Origin of the sequence: Algoriphagus sp. (genome assembly GCF_046296635.1) — a bacterium.
GTDB lineage: Bacteria > Bacteroidota > Bacteroidia > Cytophagales > Cyclobacteriaceae > Algoriphagus.
The window spans coordinates 33277-50058 of the sequence record NZ_JBKBKZ010000036.1; the positions used below are offsets into that span (position 1 = coordinate 33277).

Consider the following 16782-nt stretch of genomic DNA (forward strand, 5'->3'; position numbering starts at 1 on the left):
TTTTAAAAACCACAACGTGGGCTGGTTGTGGTTTTTTTTTTTTTTTTGTGGGGGGTCGTCACCGGCGCCCCCCCCCAATTCCCCTCCCCTCTTGTAATTATTCAAGATTCGTTGGCCGAGCGAAGTCGAGGTTATTTTGTTTAAAAGGAGATACTTGTAAGAAAGCGGCTATACATTTTAATTAAATACCTTTTTGATAATGATTCTGATGAAAATTATGATCGTGATCAGAATGACTCCTACAATAACAAATTCCATAAGCTTTACTTTGTGTCAAAACTAGCCACAAGCCGGAATAGTTTTTTCCTTTTGGGAACATTTTCCTAAACCTGACTAATATTTCTAAATTTGCGCGCCTATTAAACCAAGCCTACCCAATGAATTACCTTTCAAAACGTCGCACTGCACTCGGGGCTATGTTTTTTTTTGTCGGACTTTGCTTTGCCAGTTGGGCTGCAAGAATACCGGACATCCAAGCCAAATTTGACCTTTCGGAAGGAGAACTTGGGACAATGCTGTTGTTTTTGCCACTTGGATCTCTTCTTGGGTTGCCTTTAGCCGGTTGGGCTGTACATCAATATGGAAGTAGAAGTGTGATCATGATAGGTAGTTTTGCTTATGCCATGACTTTGCCTTTGATAGGGCTTAGTTCCTCCATTTTGCTCCTGATTCCAGTGTTGATTACTTATGGATTGCTAGGAAATGTGATGAATATTTCGCTAAATACTCAGGCCTTAGATCTGGAAGATCAGATGGGGAAAAGTATTCTGGCATCTTTTCACGGGCTTTGGAGCACTGCAGGGTTTGTCGGTGCAGGTATTGGAGCGGGGATGATTTTTATCGGGTTTTCACCAGAAATTCACTTTACTATCGTAATGGGTATTGCTGTGGTAATTATCCTTTCGGCCCAGCATTTTATTGTGAAAGATCAAAAAGTCTCTGAAGGAGGAGGCTTGGTTTTGAAAAAACCTGACGCTTTACTTTTACGGATTGGAGCGATTGCTTTTTTAGGCATGATGGCTGAGGGTTGCATGTTTGACTGGAGTGGAGTGTACTTCAAAAAAGTCGTGATGGCAGACCCTTCTCTGATTGCTTTGGGATATGTGGCGTTTATGGGCGCAATGGCCTCCGGAAGGTTTGTGACAGACAAAATTGCCGCTCGATATACAAAAGTGGAAGTGATTCAAGTAAGTGGGGTTTTGATTTTTATCGGATTGGCATTAGCTGTTGCTTTCCCGAATATCTGGACAGCAACTATCGGATTTTTAATAGTTGGTTTTGGCATTGCCTCTATTATTCCTCTTTCTTACAGTATTGCAGGTCGATCCAAATTATATAGTCCAAGCGTGGCTTTGGCTATGGTGTCCACTATTTCCTTTTTTGGATTTCTATTAGGGCCACCTTTGATCGGATTTATTGCAGAATTATTTGACTTGAAAATCTCCTTTGCGCTAATTGCAGTCAATGGAATCGGAATCACACTACTTTCAAGTTTTCGAAAAAAGGTGTTTTTAATTCCTCCAAAAATCAAAAAACCTGTGCTAATATGATTCCCGAAAACCTGCAATATCAACTTTCTTATGAGGTAGGTTCATTTCAGGTGCATCCTGATGGAAATATTAGTCTGACTTCTCTGGCTGATTTACTTCAGGAAGTTGCCTGGAGGCATGCTGATTCGGCTGATTTTGGGAGAAATCTTCTTGATAATTCGCAAATGTGGATACTCTCAAGGCTGGAAATTAAAGTTGAAAAATTTCCAAAATGGGGTGATAAGATCCGGTTGTTCACCGGCGGTAGGGGAGCGGATAAACTTTTTGCATTCCGGGAGTTTTTGGTTTGGGATCATAATGATCAGATTTTGGCTAGGGGGATGTCTTCATGGCTTCTGGTACATGCAGAGACGAAGCGAATTCAAAAGCCTGAATCCGTTCTGCCAGCCGCGCTTTTTGATCCCAAGATCAAACCAGATTGGCAACCTGGAAAAATCGTGATAAAGGGAGAATTGATTGCATCTGAAGAGGTGAAAGTTAGATTGGCGGATTTGGATCTATACAACCACGTCAATAACACCAGTTATATCCGTTGGGTGGAAAATTTACTTTTTGATCAGGGAATTCGGCCAAGCTCAATTTCAATTAATTATTTAGCAGAATCTCTGGAGGGCGAAAGTGTCTTGCTATCTCTTTTCAAAAATGAAAAAGGATATATAATTGAAGGTAGGGTAGGTGCAAAACTAGTATTCACTTCGAAGGTTTAGTCCAACCTGGTGTTTGGGAATATTTCTCATGTGACCACAGTCACCATCATTTACTTCCAAAATTTCTGAATTTTGTACCTTACCTTATGATCTAAAATCATCAAATGCAGTCTTTTGTCAAACTAATCGCTCTTCTCGTGGCTCTTTTGGGTTTGGCTACCGTCTTGGTAGGGGTAGTCGGTTTTGTTGTTTTTTTATCCTATTCAGGAATTCAGCTCCCTAGACTTGCAAATAAGGAGAATGCGATTCCACAAGCTATTGCCGAGCTTCCGGTAGTCAAAGCACTTGCTGATCCTACAAGTATGTGGGGAGCTCCGGATTGGTCCTCCGTAGATTCAGAACCCAACGCCTCCGATATCAAATATGGAAAAGAGCTCGTGGCAAATACATCAGAATACTTAGGGCCAGAGGGCAAAGTCAAAGCCATTTCCAATGGTATGAATTGTCAAAACTGCCATTTGCAGGCTGGCACAGTTCCTTTAGGAAATAATTATGGAGCGGTAGCTGCAACCTATCCAAAGATGCGTGCCCGATCAGGAACGGAAGAAGATATCCAAAAGCGAATCAATGACTGCTTCGAGCGAAGTCTAAATGGACAGCCCTTGTCCAGAGATTCAAAAGAAATGATTGCTATGGCCGCCTACATTAATTGGTTGGGAAAAGATGTGCCAAAAGGAGAGATTCCTGTAGGATCTGGAATTTACGAAGTTCCGGCAATGGATCGGGCCGCAGACCCACTCAAGGGTAAACTTGTATATGATAATCAGTGCCAAAGCTGCCATGCATCCGATGGACAGGGAATGTCAAAACCAGATGGCAAGGGCTATATCTATCCACCACTTTGGGGCGAAAACAGCTATAATCATGGAGCGGGTTTATACCGACTTTCAAGGTTTGCGGGTTATGTCAAAGCTAATATGCCTTTGGGGGCAACTTTCGAAAGACCAATGATCTCAGACGAAGAAGCGTGGGATGTGGCTGCCTATGTGAATAGTATGGATCGGCCAAAGAAAGATCTTTCCAAAGACTGGCCTGATATTTCCAAAAAACCAGTGGATCACCCTTTCGGTCCTTTTGCTGATGGGTTTTCTGAAGCACAACACAAATTCGGACCCTTCAAACCTATTCGCGAAGCTCGGTCAAAAACCAACTAATGAGAAGAATTATCCTAATACTAATTTTCTTCTTGAGCACCCTTTTCAGTGTTGAGGCTCAGGAGGAAGAAAGGAAACTTATTGTCAATCCCGACCTTCATTTCCGAACTTTCTGGATGAATACCAATTATCCTAAACTTGATTATAAGGAGGATTATGCTTTGGGAATGAGTCTGAATCTTGGCGCTGAAATTAAATATCAAGACCACTGGAAACTCCATATTGGCTATCGAACCTTTGCTAATGTAGCCAGTTCCGAAATATCGGAACCTGACCCCATAAGTGGTCAAGCAAATCGGTACGAGACTGGACTTTTCGATCTTTTGGATACCAGAAATAGATTTTTTGGAAAATTAGAAACGCTCTCAATAGAGTACTCCGAGGAAAATTTTGGAATTAAGGCTGGCAGGATGGGGATTAATACCGACTGGGTCAATGCTCAGGATGGAAGACTTTCTCCAACAGCGGTTGAGGGACTTAATGCATGGTATGCACCTAATTCACTCTGGAAATTTTCAGCTTGGGCAGTCGGACGAATGAGTATCAGAGGCAGTAGTGATTGGCTTGGTGTTGGACAAACTGTTGGCATTTATCCAGTTGGTAGAACAGTTGCAGGCAAGCCAGCACAATATTTTGGTAATACCAAAAGTGAGTGGTTGGGGATTTTGGAAGTGGATCGTAAAATCGGACAAGATGCAATGATGAGGGTTTCTAACACTACTGCGGAAAATCTATTTTCCACCTACTTACTTTCATTTGAAAAAAATAAAAAAGTGGAATCAGGAATCCTGACTTTAGGCCTGCAGGGTGGATTTCAGCATGGCCTCGGATCTGGGGGGAATGCAGCGCCTGAGCTTCGGTATAAAGAGCCTGATGATAGGAATTATTCGATTTCGGGGAGAATGGGTTGGAAAAACTCAAAGTGGATCACCCATCTGAATTATACCCATGTCGGTGGAAAGGGGCGCTGGCTGAGTCCGAGGGAATGGGGAAAGGATGCCTGGTACACTTTCATACCCAGAGAGCGAAATGAAGGCTTTGAATCTGTGGATGCCCTTGTGGCTTATGGTGAATATCGATTTGAGAAAGCTCCGGTTTCAGTTTATAGTCATTTTGGGTTTCATTTTCTTTCAGATGTTAATGACGCAGCTGCGAATAAATATAATTTCCCCAGTTACCGTCAGGTGAATTTGGGTTTGAAATTTATGCCTAAAAAGATCAACAAGTTAGACTTTCATCTAATCCTAGTCAGAAAAGATCCACTGCATGGAACTTACTTAACAGCTAATCAGGTTTACAATAAAGTAGACCTAATTCATTTCAATGGAATTATAAACTGGAAATGGAATTGATAAACCAAAACTAAATTTGGAATTTCGAATCCCATTCCTCACCTTTGTTAAGTCGAAGAAATGTTTTCGACACTTGGTGACAAGTTAGCAACGGTAATACCCCTGCCTTAAGTAGCAAATCAAGAGTTCTCCATTACAGGTTTTACTTCTTATTCTTCTACTTTTTTAATTCGATATAATTTCGGTTATTTTCAGAATTAAAACCTGCAGTTTACAAGCTTTACGAGAACGATTAGATTTCATTTACCTTAAATTCATTTATTATCAAGACTATCCGATTCACGGAATCAGAACTATCTGATTTCTCGATAACTCTCAAGAGTAGAGTTAACAACTACTTTAAAACAACCCAAAAATCAAAATTTGCAAATGGAGAAATGATTCTCAAGACGATTGTCATGGTTTCACTCTATTTCACTCCCATCATATTAATTGCGACGGGAGTAGCAAATCAAACCTGGCAACTATTTGCATGCTATATTCTTAGCGGCTTTGGCATGGCTGGAATTGGGATGGGTGTGATGCATGATGCCATTCATGGTTCATTTTCCAAAAACCCCATTGTCAATAAGCTTCTGGGCTATACCCTTAACATGGTAGGTGCCAATGCTACGGTTTGGAAATTACAGCATAATGTGCTTCATCACTCCTACACAAATATTTCAGAAGGTGATGATGATATCAACGCTCCGTTTTTTCTGAGATTTACTCCAAACGCTCCAAAGAATGGGCTTCACCCATATCAGCACTGGTACACATGGTTTTTCTATGGATTGTCCACGGTCTCATGGGTGACTTCTAAAGACTTCGTTCGCTTAACCCGTTATTACAACATGGGTTTGATGAAAGGCAAAAATGTCTACAGAAACTCAGTGTTGAAGATTATTGCCTGGAAGGTGGTTTATTTTGCCTTCATATTAGGTTTACCTATCGCATTTTCCCCTTTTGGTGTTGGGGAAATTTTACTAGCCTATTTAATACTACATTTTATCACAGGATTGAGCATTTCACTGGTATTCCAGACTGCTCATATTATGCCCAACGTAGATTTCCCTGAAGTAAATGAACAAGGTATGATAGAGGGTGAGCGCATGCTACACCAATTGGCTACTACTTCCAATTATTCCGAAGGAAGCCGGGTATTTGCCTGGATGATCGGAGGATTAAATCATCAAGTAGAGCATCACTTGTTTCCCGATATCTGCCATGTGCATTATCGGAAAATTGCCCCCATTGTAAAAGCCACTGCGGCTGAATACAATATCCCTTATCATACTAAAAAGACATTTTTTGATGCTTTGAAGTCTCACTTTGAAATGCTCCGTTATCTGGGCAACTCGGAGATGGAGCCTGCCAAAGCTTGATTATCCAAAACATGCAAAATACAAGAAAAAATACTGTGCCCTCCAATTCTCCCCGAGGCGGGAATGTGGATAGAAGGCAAGTGAAAAAGAAAAAAGAATCCACATTGGACCCAAAGCTTTTTGTGAAAAAAGCAAAACCAAGCGGACAGGAGGGTTTCCGTACCGAAAAGACATTCGTGGACTTAAATTTGAATGCCAGATTACTGTCAAACATTCAGGCTAAAGGTTACGAAACATTAACTACAATTCAGGAACAGTCCATTTTGCCGCTCCTAGAGGGCCGTGATATGATGGCAATTTCTAAGACTGGATCAGGTAAAACGGCTGCTTTTTTGATCCCAATCATTGAGCACGCCCTGAAAGATCCTAGAAACTACACCGCTTTAGTTGTGACTCCTACACGGGAGCTAGCCTTACAAATCGAAGAAGAGTTTAAAAGTCTGGTAGCAGGCTTACAGTTGTACTCAGCCACATTTATCGGCGGGACAAATATCAATTCGGATTACAAGCAACTTGAGCGTAAGCTTCAGGTGGTGGTAGGTACTCCCGGAAGATTACTTGATCTGTCTGACAGAAAGCTTTTGAAGCTTAACCAAGTCAATACACTTGTGCTTGATGAGTTTGACAGAATGCTCGATATGGGTTTTGTCAACGATGTCAAAAAACTGGTGAACTTGATCGGGCGACGTGATCAGACCCTCCTTTTTTCTGCAACTCTCGAACCAGCTCAAAAGCAACTTATCTCTACTTTACTCAATAACCCTATTGAAGTAATTGTAGAAAACGCTGGTGGAACCAACGAAAATATTGAACAACAAACGATCAAAGTGCCCGAAGGTGCTGAGAAGTTTGATATGCTATCAGGGTTATTCAAAAGCCCTGAGATGGATAAAGTAATTTTATTTACCGAGACCAAAAGACTGGCCGATAGGCTAGCAAAGAAGCTGAATCAAGTCGGCATCGCTGCCGGACAGATTCATGGAGATAAATCCCAGAATTTTCGCAACAAAATGATCGAAGATTTCAAAAAAGGGAATATACGGGTGCTGGTAGCTACTGATGTTGCTGCCAGAGGAATCGATGTAGCTGATGTCTCTCATGTGATCAACTATCAGCTACCGATGACCATGGATGCTTACATCCATCGGATCGGCAGAACTGGACGGGCCGGCAAAGTCGGCCATGCTATCACCTTTGTAAACTAATAACTGACTAATGTCAAAAAATCAAAACACATTCATTAAGAAGCAAAAGGCTGAACTAAAGAAGCGTAAACAGAAAGAAAAACTCGAAAAAAAGCTGGACCGCAAGAACCAGCCTAAAGACGGAAGCCTCGATAATATGATCGCTTACGTTGACGAGTTTGGAAACTTCTCTGATACTCCTCCCGAGCCGCCAATTGTTAAAAAACCAAATTCAACACAATCCAATCCAAACCGAGTAAAATCAAATCAAAATTTCAGAAATCATGAATGAAGGAACAGTAAAATTCTTTAACACAACCAAAGGCTTTGGCTTTATCACACCAGCAGATAACAGTGAAGACGTATTCGTACATCACAGTGGACTGGTTCACGAAATCCGTGAAAATGACAAAGTAAAGTACGACTTGGTTCAAGGTAAAAAAGGCATCAATGCCGTAAACGTAAAAGTTGTAAATTAATCTTTAACGACTACCAACAACTATCCCCGCAGGTTAACCGGCGGGGATTTTTGCTTTTAGGAGGCTTTGATTTCATTGATTAGAGTTTGCCCATTATCGAAAGCGGAGATATTTTCTAAAGTTATTTTTGCGATTTGTTCCAAAGCTTCTTTAGTCAGAAATGCCTGATGTCCTGTCACGAGGACATTCGGAAAAGTCATCAAACGCGCTATCTGCTCGTCTTGCATAATCTCTTCTGAGAGATTTTTGAAAAATATATGCTCTTCTTGCTCGTAGACATCAATTCCTAAAAACCCTATTTTTCTTTCCTTGAGTGCTTTGATCACTGCCTTTGTTTCGACCAATGCTCCTCTGGAGGTATTGATCAGCATAACCCCATCTTGCAGTTGAGATATGGTTTTGGAATTGATCATGTGGTGTGTATCCGGATTGAGTGGGCAGTGCAGGGAAATGATCTGGCTTTGTCTAAGTACATCATCGATTGAGAGGTATTTCACTCCCAGCTCCTTCATTTCCTCACTCTCAAAAATATCGTATGCAAGTATTTCACAACCAAAGCCTTTTGCTATCCTACAAAAAGCTTTGCCAATAGCACCTGTTCCAATCACACCTATTGTTTTACCGTGGATATTAAATCCTGTAAGTCCTTCCAAAGAGAAATTATTTTCTCTGACTCGATTGTATGCCTTGTGAGTTTTCCTACTCAAGGTCAAAATTAGCGCAAAAGCATGTTCGGCAACAGCCTCGGGACTGTAGGCTGGAACTCTAACGATCTTAATTCCATTTTCAGCAGCTGCCGATAAGTCAATGTGGTTATAACCTGCGCACCTTAGTGCAATGAGTTTAACGCTGAGCTGACTCAATTTTTTCAGCATAGTAGCATCTATTTTATCATTGACAAAGGAACAAACAGCCTCATGGCCTTCTGCCAAATACACAGTATGTTTGTCCAGCTTAGCTTCAAAGTAGGTGATTTCATGTCCTGAATTTTTCAAAAAGTGGCTAAAACTCTCTCTGTCGTAAGATTTGGTACTGAAAAATGCAATTTTCATAATTTACAATTTACGTGTTGTCCCCTGATAAAATTGAGTTTAATCCTTCAAAAAATTTGAAATAAAAACCAAATTCTAGTTAGTTTCGAGAAAAATCTCGATATGAAGAAATTAAGCTATCTCATTCCGTTCTTTCTATTTTGGTCCTGTAATCAGCCAAACAATGTTGAAAATATCGAAGAAGCTAAAACTGAAAACTCATCTAATTACAAAGAAGTAGCAATGCCTGATTCTGTTCTCCGACACGTGGTCCTTTTTGGGTTTAAAGAAACATCCAGCCAAACTGATATTCAAGCTGTAATCGATGCTTTCAAAGCCTTACCTTCACAAATCTCTGAAATTAAAGGATTTGAATGGGGTACGAATTCCAGTCCGGAAGGTCTAAATCAAGGCTTGACACATGCCTTTACTTTGACTTTTCATTCCAATTCGGATCGAGACGCATACCTGCCTCATCCAGCACACAAGGACTTTGGGGGAATTGTAGGTCCTCATTTGGATAAAGTGACAGTATTGGATTATTGGACTAAACCTTGATTATTTGTTGTAGGGGAGTGAGCTTTCACCGGATTTTGTAAACTCACCGGCATTGATCACTTCTGATACGACAAATTCACTGGCACCTCTCCAAGGTAGCATGCCATTGTATTCCTTGTAGCGCAGTTCAAGGTGCTTGCCAGAATTGCGCTCCAGGATTTCCGCGACTTTGGGATCAGTGACGCTGAACCTGAATTCATTGCTTTGCAAAGCACCTGAGGTTGGGCTTTGGAAGCCTTCTTGAACCATCCTGCCCTCCCAAGTTTTGAATACTACGCCCTTTTTTACAAAATAATTTAAACTTCCGGCCTTCACGCCCTCACCGAATACAAAAAAGAATTTCCACCAAAAAAAGATTCCGAGTACCAAAACGAGAACTAAGCCGGCTATCAAACCAAATTTTTTCATAATGCAGGATTTATTCTTTAAAGATAATCAGAGGGATACTCAAAAGTAGATTTTATCAAAAATAAACCAGATGATTGAATGTAAGTTTAAAGGTTATGCAAAAGTCAATTTACGACTCTGGTGATTCTAACCTCCTTCCTTTTCAGGGAGAAACGATTTTTTATTCGGAGTTTTTTCAAAAAGAACTTTCCGATCATTACTTGGAAAAACTCCAGACTACATTAGCCTGGAAACACGAGCCCATTCGAATGTTCGGGAAAATGGTCATGCAGCCGCGCTTGACAGCTTTATATGGAGATGAGACTCGACCATATGGATATTCAGGTATTTCCATGACTCCTTTGGTTTGGACCGTAGAGTTGAAGGAAATGAAAGACAAACTTCAGGAGTTTACAGGAATTGAATTCACACATGTCCTATGCAATTACTATCGGGATGGACAAGATAGCATGGGCTGGCATCGGGATAATGAAGCTGTATTAGGTAAAAATCCAAGCATTGCCTCCATCACATTTGGAGCTACACGAATGTTTCAAATCCGGCATTATGAATCGAAAGGCCATAAAATAGACATTCCACTCTCACACGGCAGCCTGTTGATGATGTCTGGCGAAAGCCAGCATCATTGGGAACATCAGATTCCAAAAACAAAGAAGATCCTTGGTCCTAGAATTAATTTGACTTTTAGAAAACTGCTCTGATAATAGGGGAAAAGTGATGGTTCTAAAAAGAAAAGGCCACCGAATGGTAGCCTTTTACTCAACAATCAATCCACCAACCATAAATAATCTCCATACCCCGCTGATTGCATATCTTTTTTCGGGATAAATTTCATTGCCGCCGAATTCATACAATATCTCAAATTTGTCGGGGCAGGACCGTCATAAAAAACATGTCCTAAATGGCTACCTCCCAATTTACTTCGAACTTCGACACGTGTCATTCCCATTTCTTTATCTATCGGCTTATCAATGATTCTGGCATCTATCGGTTTGGTGAAACTCGGCCAGCCAGAACCTGATTCATACTTGTCTTTAGAACTGAATAATGGGGCCCCTGAAACAATGCACACGTAAATTCCATCCTCTTTATTACCGTTGTACTCGTTTTTAAATGCATATTCTGTCGCATCCGCCATGGTCACTTCATATTGAAGCGGAGTAAGTGTTTTCTTGAGTTCAGCTTTTGGAGTTGCGACATATTTTTTCTCACTCAATTCTGGCCAATGTTGCTTGATGAAAGCATCTCTACCGCTGCCTGTTCTGTAAGCATAATACTCTTTCGGGCTCTTTTTATAATAGTCCTGATGATAATCCTCTGCTGCGTAGAAGTTTATGTATTTAATGATTGGAGTGGCAATGGGCTTTTTGAATCTGCCTGACTTATCCAATCTGCTTTTTGAGTCTTCGGCAACTTTCTTTTGCTCCGCATCATGGAAGAAAATCGCAGACTCATATTGTGAACCTCTATCATAAAATGAACCACCGACATCGGTAGGATCATAAGTTTGCCAGAAAATATCCGCTAATTCCGAGTAGCTGATCACTTCAGGATCAAAAGTGATTTGGACTGCTTCTTTATGGGAAGTTTTTCCTGAGGAAACTTCTCCATAAGTGGGATTCTTTTCTTTACCTCCCGAATAACCGGAAATGACCGAAATCACGCCATCAAGGCCCTCAAATGGTGCTTCAACACACCAAAAACAACCTCCGGCAAAAGTGGCTAATTGAGTTTTGGAAGAAAAAACAACTTTTTCTACTCCTTCAGGAGATTGGTCCGAGGAGGCGACCGATTCGGTTAAATTATTGGAGCAGGCCATTAATAGGCTGACTAGTAAGGTGATCATCATCATGGGTATTTTTTGCAAATTTTGCATCTGGTGAAGGTTCTACTGATTTACTTCAATTTTTGGTCAACTTTTTGACAATAGGTTAACATGCAATCGCTTGCTTCTGTTCGCATCAAGTTCTTAAAAGCTCTTAATTCTATTTAAGACAAAGTACGGCACTTGAGGAATTATGGATTGTCAGTTAGGTTACATTTCAAGCAAGTATTACGACATAAGTTAAAATTAACTCTTGAGTATATGATAAGTACAAAAAAATCCCTTCTTGTTGTTCTTTTATTTATGGGTGTAACCCTATCGTCCCAAGCTCAACAAGGTTCAGGCTTTGGATTCAAAGGGGGGATGAATTACAATACCAGCGGAAAATACTTCAAGGATGCCAGACAAATATTTTCCAAACCGGGTGAAAATATGGGTTATCATCTTGGGATATTTTTTCAATTGTCCAGTTACGACATCGCCTTGAGACCGGAGATGATCTATACCAAATCTCAGTTTACAACTGATTTGGGATCTGTGGATTTTCAGCGAGTTGACCTTCCGGTATTAGTGAAAATGAGACTTTTCAAAGTAATCGGCTTTTCAGTTGGACCTTCTTTACATTATACTTTTGATGAGAAGTTTTCCAAGCCTGAGAATTTTGAGAAAACCGATCCTTTTGGTCTTGGATTTCAGTTGGGATTGGGAGTCAACTTGGGTCCTGTTGGGCTGGATTTGCGTTTTGAGCGAGAACTCAATGAGCGCAAATATTCTTTTGAAAATGTACTGGGGAACAAAGATTACAAAAACCAGCAGTTAATTCTCGGGCTTTCCTTTATGATTCCGGGCAAAAAAATCAAGTAATTAGCTGGCTTTCGTTCTTCGGTCTCCGGTCTTCATTCTCCGGTCTTCCAACACCTAAACCAAGGTAAATTCGCTAAGGATAGGAGAGCTGCTTTCTGTTTACACTCCTTAAATAAAAACCCATTTCAATTTTCAATGATTTCTCTATCTTAACCAGACCAAAATAATCTGTCTGGTTTATGATCAAAAATGTTACGGTACTTGGGCTGTTGAGTTTGATGCTGTGGAGTTGTGCCAAAAAAGACGAAGATCCTTTCGCAACCATCCGTCCGGAAGAAAGTCGTTTCACCAAAATCACCCTTGTCGAAAAACTCAACGAACCTATGGAAATTGAGGTTCTGGACAATTTTGACGTACTTTTTATTGAACGAGCAGGGAAAATCAGAAAGTATGTTTCTGAAAGTGGTCAAATCGAAGAGATTGGTTTTTTGGACGTTTATTCACAAGCTGAAGATGGGCTATTAGGTTTAGCTCGAGATCCAAAATTCGCTCAAAATCAATGGATTTATCTTTACTATTCACCGGTGGGTGAATTAGAAATCAACCGTCTTTCTCGATTTACACTAGTAGATGGACTTCTGGATAAATCCACGGAGAAGATCATGTTGGAGGTACCCGTTTTCAGAGGTTGCTGCCATTCCGGTGGTTCGTTGGAGTTTGATTCCAAAGGCAATTTATTTTTGAGCATGGGAGATGATTCCACTCCATTTGAATCTGATAATTACAATCCAATTGATGAGCGTGTTGGTCGTCCGGGAAATGTCGATGCTCAAAAGACTGCGGGTAACTCCAATGACCTACGCGGATCAATCATTCGTATTACCCCTCAGCCAGATGGGACCTATACAATTCCTGAAGGCAATCTTTTCCCGGTAGGCACACCAAATACTCGACCTGAAATCTATGTGAAGGGTAACAGAAACCCATTTCGGATTGGAATTGATCAGAGAAATGGTAATCTCTTTTGGGGAGAAGTTGGTCCTGATGCATCCGTAGATAGTTTAAGACGTGGACCAAAAGGTCACGATGAGTTTAATTTGGCCACGAAGCCGGGATATTTTGGCTGGCCTTACTTTGTGGGTAACAACAAGGCTTACTGGAAGTATGATTTTGAGAAGCAGGAAAGCCTTTTTGAATTTGATCCCGCTGCACCCAAAAACACTTCTCCGAACAGTACAGGAATTGAAATCCTTCCTCCAGCAACTCCAGCCTTGATTTGGTATCCATATGATGAGTCTGTGGAGTTTCCAATGTTGGGAACGGGAGGAAGAAATGCAATGGCCGGACCGGTTTACTATCGGGGAGATTATGAAGCTTCGGATGTCCGTTTCCCTGGATATTTTGATGGAAAGGGGATCTTTTACGATTGGATGAGAAACTGGATTTTCACAGTGACGCTGACGGAGGATTTCCAATACGACACGATGGAGCGATTTATGCCGTCCACTGTTTTTGACAAACCGGTGGACATGCAGTTTGCAAAGGATGGTTCACTTTACGTTCTGGAGTATGGGACTTTCTGGAGTTCTCAAAATGACGATTCTGGGATTTATCGAATTGAATTTGCCTCAGGAAATAGAAAGCCAAGCGTTCAAGCTTCTGCTGATAAACTAATTGGCGCTACACCTTTGACGGTCAACTTTTCTTCTGAAGGAACTACGGATTTCGATCCAGGAGATCAGCTTTCCTATACCTGGGATTTTGGAAATGGAGAAAAATCAAATGAACCGAATCCAGCTTTTGTGTTTTCAAAACCTGGCGTTTTTCCTATTAAGCTAACTGTCAAAGACAAAGAGGGAGCAAGCGCTGAGGCAAATCTCGAAGTCAAAGTTGGTAATGAAGCACCAAAAGTTGAAATCGATTGGAAAGCTAACAAAAGTTTCTATTTCGGTCCGGAATCGGTGTCTTATCAAGTCAATGTAAGTGATGTCGAAGATGGTGTAATTGATCCATCCCGAGTGAATTTCAGCATTGACTACTTGGAGGGAGGATACGATCTGATCCAAATCGGACATCAGCAGGAGCAGATTCACCCCGGAGAATCATACATCACCCAAGCCGGTTGTAAGGCCTGTCATGCGATCGAAAAGGAATCTGTAGGTCCAAATTATACCGAAGTATCCAAGAAATATGCAAATCAGACTGATGCCAAAACTTATCTTGCTGGAAAGATCATCAATGGTGGTGGAGGAGTGTGGGGAGAACGTGTGATGCCGGGTCATCCTCAACTGGAGGCAGATCAAGTGGACAAAATGGTGGACTTCATTCTTGGTATTGCCAATCCAAATTCCAAGGGAAGTGCCTTGCCACTTTCAGGACAATTCAAGCTGGATAAAATCCAAAATCAGGAAGGTTACTATCTCATCCAGGCCGCATACGAAGACAAAGGAGCAAATGGAATCGGGCCGCAAAAAACATTTATTCAATTGAACTTGAGAAATAGTCTCGTTCGGGCATCATCTGCAAATCAGCTTCAGGATGTAGCCAAAGCTAATGGTCCGCAATTCCAGTTCGTGAAGTTTACGGCAAAGGATGCGTGGATAAAATTTGAAAATCTTGACCTAACTGGAATTTCATCCCTAGAATTAGCTTTGAATCCCGGAAATACCAAAGGAAAACTTCAGGTGAGAGTAGGTAGTCCTGATGGCAAACTGATCGGAGAGACGGCTGCCTTGAGCAAAGAAGATCGACCAAAAAATGTGGAAGGCCAGTATTTTCCTGTGAACATGAAATTGACTGTAGTACAGGATTTTCAGGATTTATATATCGTATTTCAACCTGAGAGTGAGGTGTCAATTTGGAATACTTTCAACATGAATACGATTAAGTTTATTCGATAAATCGAAAGGCCTGAAATCTTCAGATTTCAGGCCTTTTTTTATCATGAATTAAAATTTAGTATTGATGTTCAGTTGTTTACATTAGAAAAATTAACTTAATAAATCTTATAGCATTTTGAGTTTCAATAAGGTATAAATAGTTTTAGTAGTATTCTTTTTAACTAACTAAACTATGAAATATCTCTATTGGATTACACTGTTGTTTCTTTTAGCGTTTTGCGCTGAAAAGGCTGAAACTGAAAAAAAGTTTGTTGACAAGTTCTCAATCTCTTTTGACACAGTTATGGTTGATTCTGATGGGGAGTTTATTGACCTTAGGGATAACCTTTTTTTCTCAGGACTATCTCCTGACAAAAGCTATTTGATCAATTTTAATCGGACCGACGTGGAATCCGAGCGAATTAATTTGGACGAATTGGTTTTTGAGAAAAGGATCAAGTACGAAAAAGAGGGTCCCAATGGAATAGGAACCATGATTAGTTCCTTAAATGTGTCTGATTCTGATCAAGTTCTGGTGTGGTTTTACGGGCTCTATGCGTTTTTTGACCAAAATGGAGTGAAAACTAGAGATTTGGAGTTGGACAAAATCGCACCGGATCAACTTCTTGGTTCTGAAGTATATCCTCAAACCATTTATGAAGATCTCCAAAATAAAAACCGAGTGATTGGGCTTTTCTTTGAGTGGAAAGAAAATATTTATTTCCTTGTTGAATTTGATTTAGCTAATCGAATTTCAAGAAAGATTGAGCTTCCGGAATTCGCCAAAATCAATGAATACAAAACGGAAATCCTCATTAACGGGAATTTCGCCGGTAATTTAGGAGGATCAGTTTTTTCAACTCAAGGTCCAGATAAATTGGTGCTTTCATCATCTGTCATCAATGAAATTCAGATTTTCGATTTGGTTAAAGACAGCTTATTTTCCAAAAGTTGGGAGACTCCCTTATTGGGAGCGAAGCGAAAATATATCGGGCCAAAACAATTTGAGTATTCCATTGAGGAAATGGAGGATATTTCTAAAAAATCAGAGGAGGATATCAACTATGGTGAATTTATCTGGGATGAAGTCAATGAAAAGTTTTACCGATTTTCCAGCAAAAAGAAATTAACGGAAAGCAAAAATGAAGAAGGATATTACACAATTATGAGTGCTGAGGTTTTTCTCAGTGTTTTCGATAAAGAACTGGAACTTATAGGCGAAGCCCTAATTCCTGAAATCACTACAGCTCCCAAAAAACATTTCACCAAAGACGGAAAAATCTGGATTTTTGAGAATATCGATGATGAATTGGCTTTTATAAGATTGACTTTTAATTAATCATTCTGTATATCCGCTTCTTTGCCAGTAAACCAAAATGGCCTCGTCCCGATAGCTATCGGGACGGCCTCCAGATTCTGGTTGTTTATGGGAGGGGTGGGGAATTCGGTGGAGGCGCGATGTTGGGCCCACCCAAAAAAAAAAAAAA

At 40.6% G+C, this 16782-nt stretch carries 16 protein-coding genes; 13 read left to right on the forward strand and 3 right to left on the reverse strand.

Going from position 1 to position 16782, the window contains the following annotated elements:
- Positions 1 to 377: 377 nt before the first annotated feature.
- The 8 genes from ACK4HU_RS20175 (at position 378) to ACK4HU_RS20210 (ending at position 7790) form a co-directional block, all read left to right on the forward strand.
- On the forward strand, positions 378 to 1550 hold the full coding sequence (locus tag ACK4HU_RS20175; RefSeq protein ID WP_409809535.1) for an MFS transporter: 1173 nt from the start codon (positions 378 to 380) through the stop codon (positions 1548 to 1550).
- A complete protein-coding gene (locus ACK4HU_RS20180) occupies positions 1547 to 2257 on the forward strand; it encodes an acyl-[acyl-carrier-protein] thioesterase (protein ID WP_409809536.1) in 711 nt (236 codons plus the stop codon). Before ACK4HU_RS20175 ends, ACK4HU_RS20180 begins: the two co-directional genes overlap by 4 nt.
- A gap of 104 nt (positions 2258 to 2361) precedes the next feature.
- The gene (locus ACK4HU_RS20185) at positions 2362 to 3411 is read left to right on the forward strand and encodes a c-type cytochrome (protein WP_409809537.1); all 1050 of its coding nucleotides are present in this window, start codon (positions 2362 to 2364) and stop codon (positions 3409 to 3411) included.
- Complete coding sequence (locus ACK4HU_RS20190; protein ID WP_409809538.1) at positions 3411 to 4763, forward strand: hypothetical protein; 1353 nt, start codon at positions 3411 to 3413, stop codon at positions 4761 to 4763. Before ACK4HU_RS20185 ends, ACK4HU_RS20190 begins: the two co-directional genes overlap by 1 nt.
- Positions 4764 to 5140: 377 nt before the next feature.
- Complete coding sequence (locus ACK4HU_RS20195; protein ID WP_409809539.1) at positions 5141 to 6127, forward strand: fatty acid desaturase family protein; 987 nt, start codon at positions 5141 to 5143, stop codon at positions 6125 to 6127.
- A gap of 11 nt (positions 6128 to 6138) precedes the next feature.
- The gene (locus tag ACK4HU_RS20200) at positions 6139 to 7332 is read left to right on the forward strand and encodes a DEAD/DEAH box helicase (protein WP_409809540.1); all 1194 of its coding nucleotides are present in this window, start codon (positions 6139 to 6141) and stop codon (positions 7330 to 7332) included.
- Between the two features lie 10 nt (positions 7333 to 7342).
- A complete protein-coding gene (locus tag ACK4HU_RS20205) occupies positions 7343 to 7603 on the forward strand; it encodes a cold-shock protein (RefSeq protein WP_409809541.1) in 261 nt (86 codons plus the stop codon).
- On the forward strand, positions 7596 to 7790 hold the full coding sequence (locus ACK4HU_RS20210) for a cold-shock protein (protein WP_409809542.1): 195 nt from the start codon (positions 7596 to 7598) through the stop codon (positions 7788 to 7790). Before ACK4HU_RS20205 ends, ACK4HU_RS20210 begins: the two co-directional genes overlap by 8 nt.
- Before the next feature lie 56 nt (positions 7791 to 7846).
- Here ACK4HU_RS20210 and ACK4HU_RS20215 read toward each other — a convergent pair whose 3' ends face one another.
- Positions 7847 to 8842, reverse strand: a complete 996-nt coding sequence (locus ACK4HU_RS20215; protein ID WP_409809543.1) for a 2-hydroxyacid dehydrogenase — start codon at positions 8840 to 8842, stop codon at positions 7847 to 7849.
- A gap of 102 nt (positions 8843 to 8944) precedes the next feature.
- Here ACK4HU_RS20215 and ACK4HU_RS20220 point away from each other — a divergent pair, with 102 nt between their 5' ends.
- On the forward strand, positions 8945 to 9379 hold the full coding sequence (locus tag ACK4HU_RS20220; RefSeq protein ID WP_409809544.1) for a Dabb family protein: 435 nt from the start codon (positions 8945 to 8947) through the stop codon (positions 9377 to 9379).
- On the opposite strand, the gene ACK4HU_RS20225 is transcribed toward ACK4HU_RS20220, so the two are convergent.
- A complete protein-coding gene (locus ACK4HU_RS20225; protein ID WP_409809545.1) occupies positions 9380 to 9787 on the reverse strand; it encodes a hypothetical protein in 408 nt (135 codons plus the stop codon).
- A gap of 95 nt (positions 9788 to 9882) precedes the next feature.
- On the opposite strand from ACK4HU_RS20225, the gene ACK4HU_RS20230 reads away from it, so the two are divergent.
- Positions 9883 to 10488 (forward strand): alpha-ketoglutarate-dependent dioxygenase AlkB family protein, encoded by a 606-nt coding sequence (locus ACK4HU_RS20230; RefSeq protein ID WP_409809546.1) that lies wholly within the window; start codon positions 9883 to 9885, stop codon positions 10486 to 10488.
- Positions 10489 to 10553: 65 nt separating this feature from the next.
- Here the strand turns inward: ACK4HU_RS20230 and msrA are convergent, their stop codons facing one another.
- On the reverse strand, positions 10554 to 11663 hold the full coding sequence (msrA, locus tag ACK4HU_RS20235) for a peptide-methionine (S)-S-oxide reductase MsrA (protein WP_409809547.1): 1110 nt from the start codon (positions 11661 to 11663) through the stop codon (positions 10554 to 10556).
- 210 nt (positions 11664 to 11873) lie between these two features.
- Here msrA and ACK4HU_RS20240 point away from each other — a divergent pair, with 210 nt between their 5' ends.
- The 3 genes from ACK4HU_RS20240 (at position 11874) to ACK4HU_RS20250 (ending at position 16634) form a co-directional block, all read left to right on the forward strand.
- A complete protein-coding gene (locus ACK4HU_RS20240; protein ID WP_409809548.1) occupies positions 11874 to 12476 on the forward strand; it encodes an outer membrane beta-barrel protein in 603 nt (200 codons plus the stop codon).
- Between the two features lie 179 nt (positions 12477 to 12655).
- Positions 12656 to 15316 (forward strand): PQQ-dependent sugar dehydrogenase, encoded by a 2661-nt coding sequence (locus ACK4HU_RS20245; protein ID WP_409809549.1) that lies wholly within the window; start codon positions 12656 to 12658, stop codon positions 15314 to 15316.
- Between the two features lie 172 nt (positions 15317 to 15488).
- The gene (locus ACK4HU_RS20250; protein ID WP_409809550.1) at positions 15489 to 16634 is read left to right on the forward strand and encodes a DUF4221 family protein; all 1146 of its coding nucleotides are present in this window, start codon (positions 15489 to 15491) and stop codon (positions 16632 to 16634) included.
- Positions 16635 to 16782 lie beyond the last annotated feature (148 nt).

Excerpts from the sequence above, each read along its gene's own strand:
- ACK4HU_RS20205 (WP_409809541.1), top strand. The coding sequence starts at position 7,343 with ATGTCAAAAAATCAAAACACATTCATTAAGAAGCAAAAGGCTGAACTA.
- ACK4HU_RS20185 (WP_409809537.1), top strand. The coding sequence starts at position 2,362 with ATGCAGTCTTTTGTCAAACTAATCGCTCTTCTCGTGGCTCTTTTGGGT.
- ACK4HU_RS20250 (WP_409809550.1), top strand. The coding sequence starts at position 15,489 with ATGAAATATCTCTATTGGATTACACTGTTGTTTCTTTTAGCGTTTTGC.
- ACK4HU_RS20225 (WP_409809545.1), bottom strand. The coding sequence starts at position 9,787 with ATGAAAAAATTTGGTTTGATAGCCGGCTTAGTTCTCGTTTTGGTACTC.
- ACK4HU_RS20200 (WP_409809540.1), top strand. The coding sequence starts at position 6,139 with ATGCAAAATACAAGAAAAAATACTGTGCCCTCCAATTCTCCCCGAGGC.
- ACK4HU_RS20210 (WP_409809542.1), top strand. The coding sequence starts at position 7,596 with ATGAATGAAGGAACAGTAAAATTCTTTAACACAACCAAAGGCTTTGGC.
- ACK4HU_RS20245 (WP_409809549.1), top strand. The coding sequence starts at position 12,656 with ATGATCAAAAATGTTACGGTACTTGGGCTGTTGAGTTTGATGCTGTGG.
- ACK4HU_RS20230 (WP_409809546.1), top strand. The coding sequence starts at position 9,883 with ATGCAAAAGTCAATTTACGACTCTGGTGATTCTAACCTCCTTCCTTTT.
- ACK4HU_RS20180 (WP_409809536.1), top strand. The coding sequence starts at position 1,547 with ATGATTCCCGAAAACCTGCAATATCAACTTTCTTATGAGGTAGGTTCA.
- ACK4HU_RS20195 (WP_409809539.1), top strand. The coding sequence starts at position 5,141 with ATGATTCTCAAGACGATTGTCATGGTTTCACTCTATTTCACTCCCATC.
- ACK4HU_RS20240 (WP_409809548.1), top strand. The coding sequence starts at position 11,874 with ATGATAAGTACAAAAAAATCCCTTCTTGTTGTTCTTTTATTTATGGGT.
- ACK4HU_RS20220 (WP_409809544.1), top strand. The coding sequence starts at position 8,945 with ATGAAGAAATTAAGCTATCTCATTCCGTTCTTTCTATTTTGGTCCTGT.
- ACK4HU_RS20190 (WP_409809538.1), top strand. The coding sequence starts at position 3,411 with ATGAGAAGAATTATCCTAATACTAATTTTCTTCTTGAGCACCCTTTTC.
- msrA (WP_409809547.1), bottom strand. The coding sequence starts at position 11,663 with ATGCAAAATTTGCAAAAAATACCCATGATGATGATCACCTTACTAGTC.
- ACK4HU_RS20215 (WP_409809543.1), bottom strand. The coding sequence starts at position 8,842 with ATGAAAATTGCATTTTTCAGTACCAAATCTTACGACAGAGAGAGTTTT.
- ACK4HU_RS20175 (WP_409809535.1), top strand. The coding sequence starts at position 378 with ATGAATTACCTTTCAAAACGTCGCACTGCACTCGGGGCTATGTTTTTT.